General features: G+C 73.8%; 4 protein-coding genes. 3 read left to right on the top strand and 1 reads right to left on the bottom strand.

Translation table 11 applies throughout. The features are described from left to right. Positions 1–134: 134 nt before the first annotated feature. Complete coding sequence (locus tag ACIPYS_RS39885) at positions 135–1727, bottom strand: PucR family transcriptional regulator (protein ID WP_093859555.1); 1593 nt, start codon at positions 1725–1727, stop codon at positions 135–137. A gap of 438 nt (positions 1728–2165) precedes the next feature. On the opposite strand from ACIPYS_RS39885, the gene ACIPYS_RS39880 reads away from it, so the two are divergent. The 3 genes from ACIPYS_RS39880 to pucD are packed head-to-tail and all read left to right on the top strand — an operon-like array spanning position 2166 to position 6006. Then, entirely contained in the window at positions 2166–3053 is an 888-nt protein-coding gene (locus ACIPYS_RS39880) for a xanthine dehydrogenase family protein subunit M (RefSeq protein ID WP_093859556.1), read from the top strand. Next, complete coding sequence (locus tag ACIPYS_RS39875) at positions 3050–3550, top strand: (2Fe-2S)-binding protein (RefSeq protein WP_093859557.1); 501 nt, start codon at positions 3050–3052, stop codon at positions 3548–3550. Before ACIPYS_RS39880 ends, ACIPYS_RS39875 begins: the two co-directional genes overlap by 4 nt. Next, positions 3547–6006 (top strand): xanthine dehydrogenase subunit D, encoded by a 2460-nt coding sequence (gene pucD / locus ACIPYS_RS39870; protein ID WP_400755504.1) that lies wholly within the window; start codon positions 3547–3549, stop codon positions 6004–6006. The genes ACIPYS_RS39875 and pucD overlap by 4 nt, the downstream gene beginning before the upstream one ends. Positions 6007–6398: the final 392 nt, after the last annotated feature.

The raw sequence follows: 6398 nt of genomic DNA, 5'->3' as shown, positions 1-6398 counted from the left end.
GTGGGGCTGGCCTGGGGGCGGGGGGTGTTGGTGGGGGCGCCCCCCAACCCCCCCCCCCCCCGCCGCCCCCCCCGGGGGGGGGGGGGGCCCCCCGGGGCGGGGGGGGGGGGGCCCGCCGGCGTCCGGGGGGACCGTCAGGCGAGTTCGAGGGCCAGGTAGAAGTCCACCCGGTCCTCCAGCCGGGACAGGTCGCGTCCGGTCAACTCCTCGATGCGGCCGATCCGGTACCGCAGGGTGTTGACGTGGACGTGCAGCTGCGCGGCGCACCTGGTCCACGAACCGTCCGAACGGAGGAACGCCTCCAGCGTGCGGACCAGGTCCGCCTGGTGCTCGATGTCGTAGGCGATCACGGTGTCCAGCAGCCGGCTGCGGAAGGCCCGGCGCACCTCGTCCGGCACGGCGGCGAGCAGCAGCACGTGCGAGGCCAGCTCCTCCGGCCCGGCCACGCAGACCCGGCCGACCCTGGCGGCGGCGATCCGGCGGGCGTGCCGGGCCTCCTCCAGCGCGCCGCGCAGGCCGACCGCCTCCTTGGCGGGGGCCGAGACCCCGAGGGTGATCCGCCCCTCCGAACCGAGCCCGGCCTCCAGCGGGGCGAGCAGCTCGCGCAGGGTGTCGGCGGGCACCGGGCTGTCCAGCGCGGGGAGCACCACCACCGCGCCGGCCCCGGCCCCGGCCACCAGCGCCCGGTCGGTGGTGCCGCCGAGCGCCTCCTCCAGGACCGCCCGCACCGCGCCCTCGGGCAGACCGGTGCCCTCGGCACTGAGCACCAGCCAGGAGCCCTCCGGGGCCTGCGGCTTCGGCTCGCGGCTCTCGTAACGGGCGGCCATCGCCGAGGACGCATACAGGGTGCGGCTGATCTCGGCCGGGTCCGCGTCGCGCTGGAGCAGGGTGAGCACCTCGTCGGCGAGGCGGCGGCGCAGCCGGCGGCCCTCGTCCCGGCGCTGGCGTTCGGCGGCGACCAGCCGGGCCAGGTTCTCGGCGAGCTGCTGGCGCTTCGCGGTCCACTCGGTGACGTCGCCCGCGACCGCGAGCACCCAGTCGGCGAGCGGCGCCTCGGCCTCGGGCGCGGCCGGCGCGGGCAGCAGCGAGTAGGCGCCGGCCGCGAGGCGGGCCCGGTGCGGGGGGCGGCGGCGCTGGCGCTGGGCGGCGAGGTGGGCGCGGATCAGCTGGTCCCGGTCGGCGGCCGGGAGCCGGTCGACGGGGCCGGCGATCACCGCTCCGGTGGGGGTGAGCACCCAGCAGTCGAGGTCGAGGTCGCCGCCGAGCAGGTCGAGGACGGCGTCCAGACCGCCGCCGCCGGCCGCCGAGACCAGCAGCCGGTGCCGGTCGACCAGGGCCGCCAGGTCGGCGGCCCGGTCGGCGGAGACCTGGCGGCCGACGAACTCGGTGACGGTGCCGAAGGCGATGTCGTCGGGGACGGCCAGCAGTGGCATCCGGTGCCGGCGGCAGGCCTCGACGAGGTCCTCGGGCACGGGGCCGACCTCGGCCTCGCCGGCCGCCAGGGCGACCGCGCCGCCGGCCACGATGGTGCGCACGAAGCGCTCCGAGTCGGCCGGGGCGGTGCGCCAGAGCATGCCGGTGAGGACCAGCTCGCCGCCGTGCAGATAGCGCCCCGGGTCGTGCAGGTCGGTCGTCATGACCCCGCTGACCTGCCGGTCCAGCTCCTCCTCGGCCGCGAGCAGACGCAGGCGCGGGGCGCCGGGGGCGAGCAGGTCACGGACACGCATCCGGAGGCTCCTAACGGGCAGGTGGCGGGGGTGGGGGCGGTCCGAGGGCTCGGTCCGGGGTGACAGTGTGCCCGAACATCCGTGCTCGGCGTTACGTCCCAACGGGTGCCCGGATCACGAGGCCGTAGCTCGGGAATCACGGCCGGATTACGGTCGTAGGTGTGGCCCGGCCGACGGCTGGGCTGCGAGATCGTGCTTCTTAGAGGAACGTACAGGATGCCGGGCGGGACCACAGCCGGGGCTTCATGCCATCGGTGACTGCCAGTGGCCCCCGTCACAGCGGTTCACTGGCCACACGCCGCCGGACACACCCCGGTGACCGGGAACCGACGCGGAGGCGACGACGCGGAGGTCCCGGTGCGAACACCGGGGCCCGGGCGACCGGGCCGGGCACTGTGCCCACCCGTCCGGACGGCGACGACTTGAGGAGACACCCGCATGGAGTTCCTTCGGCCCGCCACTTGGGACGAGGCGCTCGCGGCGAAGGCCGAACACCCGGCCGCGCTGCCCGTCTCGGGCGGTACGGACGTCATGGTCGAGATGAACTTCGACGTGCACCGGCCACCCGCGATTCTCGACCTGAACCGCGTCACCGAGCTCACCGAGTGGTCGAACGACGGCGAGGTGGTCCGACTCGGCGCAGCCGTCCCCTACAGCCGGATCATCGACGAGCTGTCCGGCCCGCTGCCCGGCCTCGCGCTGGCCGCCCACACCGTCGGATCCCCGCAGATCCGCAACCGCGGCGGCGTCGGCGGCAACCTGGGCGCGGCCTCGCCGGCCGGCGACTCCCACCCGGCGCTGCTGGCGGCCGGCCGGGACGTCCTGGTCGAGGCGGCCTCGGTCCGCGGCACCCGGCTGATCCCGATCGACGACTTCTACGTCGGGGTGAAGCGCAACTGCCTGGAGCCGGACGAGCTGATCCGCGCCGTGCGGATCCCGGTCGCCGACGGTCCGCAGCAGTTCTCCAAGATCGGCACTCGCAACGCGATGGTGATCGCGGTCTGCGCGTTCGGCTTCGCCCTGCACCCGCGCACCGGCACCGTCGGCACCGGCATCGGTTCGGCCGCGCCCACCCCGCGCCGCGCCGTGGAGGCCGAGGAGTACCTGCGGGACGTGCTCGCCGAGCGCGGCCTGTGGGAGAGCGGGGAGCTGCTGGGGGCCGAGGTGATCCAGCGGTTCGGCGAGCTGGTCAAGGCCGCCGCCTCCCCGATCGACGACGTCCGGGGCACCGCCGACTACCGGCGGCACGCGCTCGCCGTGATGGCACGGCGCACGCTCACCTGGACCTGGAACGACTACCGCAAGCAGATCAGGAGCGCGGCATGAGGGTCACGTTCACCGCCAACGGCAAGCCGGTCGAGGCCGACGACGTGTGGGAGGGCGAGAGCCTGCTCTACGTGCTGCGCGAACGCGTCGGCCTGCCCGGTTCGAAGAACGCCTGCGAGCAGGGCGAGTGCGGTTCCTGCACCGTCTACCTGGACGACGTGCCGGTCTGTTCCTGTCTGGTCGCGGCCGGCCAGGTGCAGGACCGCGAGGTGCGCACCGTCGAGGGGCTCGGCGGCGAGGACGGCGAGCTGGGCCTGGTCCAGCAGGCGTTCGTGGACGCGGGTGCCGTCCAGTGCGGCTTCTGCACGCCCGGTCTGCTGGTGCAGACCGACGCGCTGCTGGCGCAGGACGCCCAGCCGTCCGACGCGGACATCCGCGAGGCCCTGTCGGGCAACCTGTGCCGGTGCACCGGCTACGAGAAGATCATGGACGCGGTGCGGCTGGCGTCCGCCCGCAAGTGCGCCGGCTCCCACGCCGGTGGGGCGGTGGCGGAATGAACGCGCGGACGAACGACCGGGACGGCGGCCTCCGGAGCAAGGCCGGGAACGAGGCCAGGAGCGAGGCCCGGACCGCAGTCCGGAACGAGGCCCGCACCATCCAGGGCCAGAAGAACCTCCAGGACATCCGGCAGTCCAGCAAGGACGGCATCGGCGGCTCGCCGCTGCGCCCGGACGGCACGCTGAAGGTGCGCGGCGAGTTCGCGTACTCCTCCGACATGTGGCACGAGGACATGCTCTGGGGCATGGCGCTGCGCTCGCCGCACCCCCGGGCGAACATCCTCTCCGTGGACATCTCCGAGGCGCTCACCGTGCCCGGTGTGTACGCCGTGCTCACCCACGAGGACATCCCCGGCGCCAAGTACTACGGCCTGGAGATCGCCGACCAGCCCGCGCTGGCGATCGACAGGATCCGGTACCACGGCGAGTCGATCGCGCTGGTGGCCGCCGACCACCCGGAGACCGCCCGCCGCGCGGTGAAGAAGATCAAGGTCGAGTACGAGGTGCTGACCCCGATCGTCACCGAGGAGCAGTGCCTCGACCCGGAGACGTACGGCTACGTCCACGAGCCGCACGAGTACAAGTCGCACGCGTACGGCAACATCTGCCACGAGCAGAAGCTGGTCTCCGGTCTCGGGGTGACCGACGAGGTACGGGCCCTGGCCGACGTCGTGGTCAGCGGCACCTACGAGGTCGGCATGCAGGACCAGGCCTTCCTGGGCCCGGAGTCCGGGCTCGCGGTGCCGGCCGAGGACGGCGGCATCGACCTCTACATCGCCACCCAGTGGCTGCACGTGGACCGCCAGCAGATGGCGCCGGTGCTCGGGCTGCCGGAGGAGAAGGTCCGGCTCACCCTGGCCGGTGTCGGCGGGGCCTTCGGCGGCCGCGAGGACCTCTCGATGCAGATCCACGCCTGTCTGCTGGCCCAGCGCACCGGCAAGCCGGTCAAGATCGTCTACTCCCGGGACGAGTCCTTCTTCGGCCATGTGCACCGCCACCCGGCGAAGATGTACTACGAGCACGGCGCCACCCGGGACGGCAAGCTGGTCTACGCCGACGCCCGGATCGTGCTGGACGGCGGCGCCTACGCCTCCGCCTCGCCCGCCGTGGTCGGCAACGCGGCCTCGCTCGGCCACGGCCCCTACGTCGTCCCGAACGTGCGGATGCATGCGATCGCGCTCTACAGCAACAACCCGTCCTGCGGGGCGATGCGCGGCTTCGGCGCGGTGCAGGCGGCGTTCGGCTACGAGACCCAGATGGACCGGCTGGCCGCCGAACTGGGCATGGACCCGGTCGAGCTGCGTCAGCTCAACGCCATGACGCAGGGCGACCTGATGCCCACCGGCCAGGAGATCGACGCGCCCGCGCCGGTCGCCGAACTGCTCCGCCGGGTCAAGGACATGCCGCTGCCGCCGCCGCTCGACACCGACGACCTGGACGTGCGGCTGCTGCCCGGCGCGCTGTCCAACACCTCGCACGGCGAGGGCATCGTGCGCGGCGTCGGCTACTCGGTCGGCATCAAGAACGTCGGCTTCTCCGAGGGCTTCGACGACTACTCCACCGCCCGGGTGCGGCTGGAGGTGATCGGCGGCGAGCCGGTCGCGCTGGTGCACACCGCGATGGCCGAGGTCGGCCAGGGCGGCGTCACCGTGCACGCCCAGATCGCGCGGACCGAGCTGGGCGTCGAGCAGGTGACCATCCACCCCGCCAACACCGAGGTGGGCTCGGCCGGTTCGACCTCCGCCTCCCGCCAGACCTACATGACGGGCGGCGCGGTCAAGCTGGCCGCCGAGGCGGTCAAGCGCGAGCTGATCGAGAAGGGCCGGCGCCGCTACGGCTGGACCCAGCAGGACCTCACCCTGTCCGGCGGCAAGGTCGTCTCCGAGTCGGCGGGCGCCCTGGTCTCCATGGTCGACCTGCTCGGCGACGACGCCATCGACCTCACCCGCGAGCACCACCACCGCCCGACCGTCCCGTTCGACAAGGAGACCGGGCAGGGCTTCGGCCACGTCCAGTACACCTTCTGCGCCAACCGCGCGGTGGTCGACGTGGACGTCGAACTGGGCCTGGTCAAGGTGGTCGAGCTGACCGCCGTCCAGGACGTCGGCAAGGCGCTCAACCCGCTCTCGGTGGTGGGCCAGATCCAGGGCGGCTGCACCCAGGCGCTCGGGCTGGCGGTGATGGAGGAGATCATCGTGCGGGACGGCAAGGTGCGCAACGCGTCCTTCACCGACTACCTCATCCCCACCATCCTGGACACCCCGCCGATCCCGGTGGAGATCCTCGAACTCCCCGACCCGCACGCGCCGTACGGGCTGCGCGGGGTGGGCGAGGCGCCGACCGTCTCGGCGACGCCGTCCATCGTGGCCGCCATCCGCAACGCCACCGGTCTGGCGCTGCGCCGGATCCCGGTCCGGCCCGAGCACCTGACCACCGAACGGCCCGGGGAGCTGTAACCCGCACCGCCCCCACACCCCACACCCCCACGACTCCCCGGGGCGGCGTCCGGTCTTCCCCGCCGCCCCGGGGCCGAGCACCACCAGCACGGCCCGCACCACCAGCACCACTCTTAACGACCCGCACCACCCGCGCACGGCCCGTACCACCCGTACGGTGCGCGACCGCACGGCCCGCACGATCTGCACGGCACCACCCGGCACCACCACGGCACTGCCACCCGCGGCGCCACCGCACTGCCACCGCACCAGGACCGCCGCCCGCCCACGCCGGGGCCGGGCGCCGGCCCGAACCACCCGTGCAACGTGAGTCGAATCGTCCCCCTGTGCCACGCCTTCGTCGCCTGGCTGCCAGGTCGGCTCGCCCACCCCAACCCCCTTTGACACTTGGG

The sequence above is a fragment of the Kitasatospora sp. NPDC089913 genome (assembly GCF_044748625.1).
GTDB lineage: Bacteria > Actinomycetota > Actinomycetes > Streptomycetales > Streptomycetaceae > Kitasatospora.
Note: the sequence above shows the minus strand (reverse complement) of the source record. Positions and strands in the feature narration are given on the sequence as shown.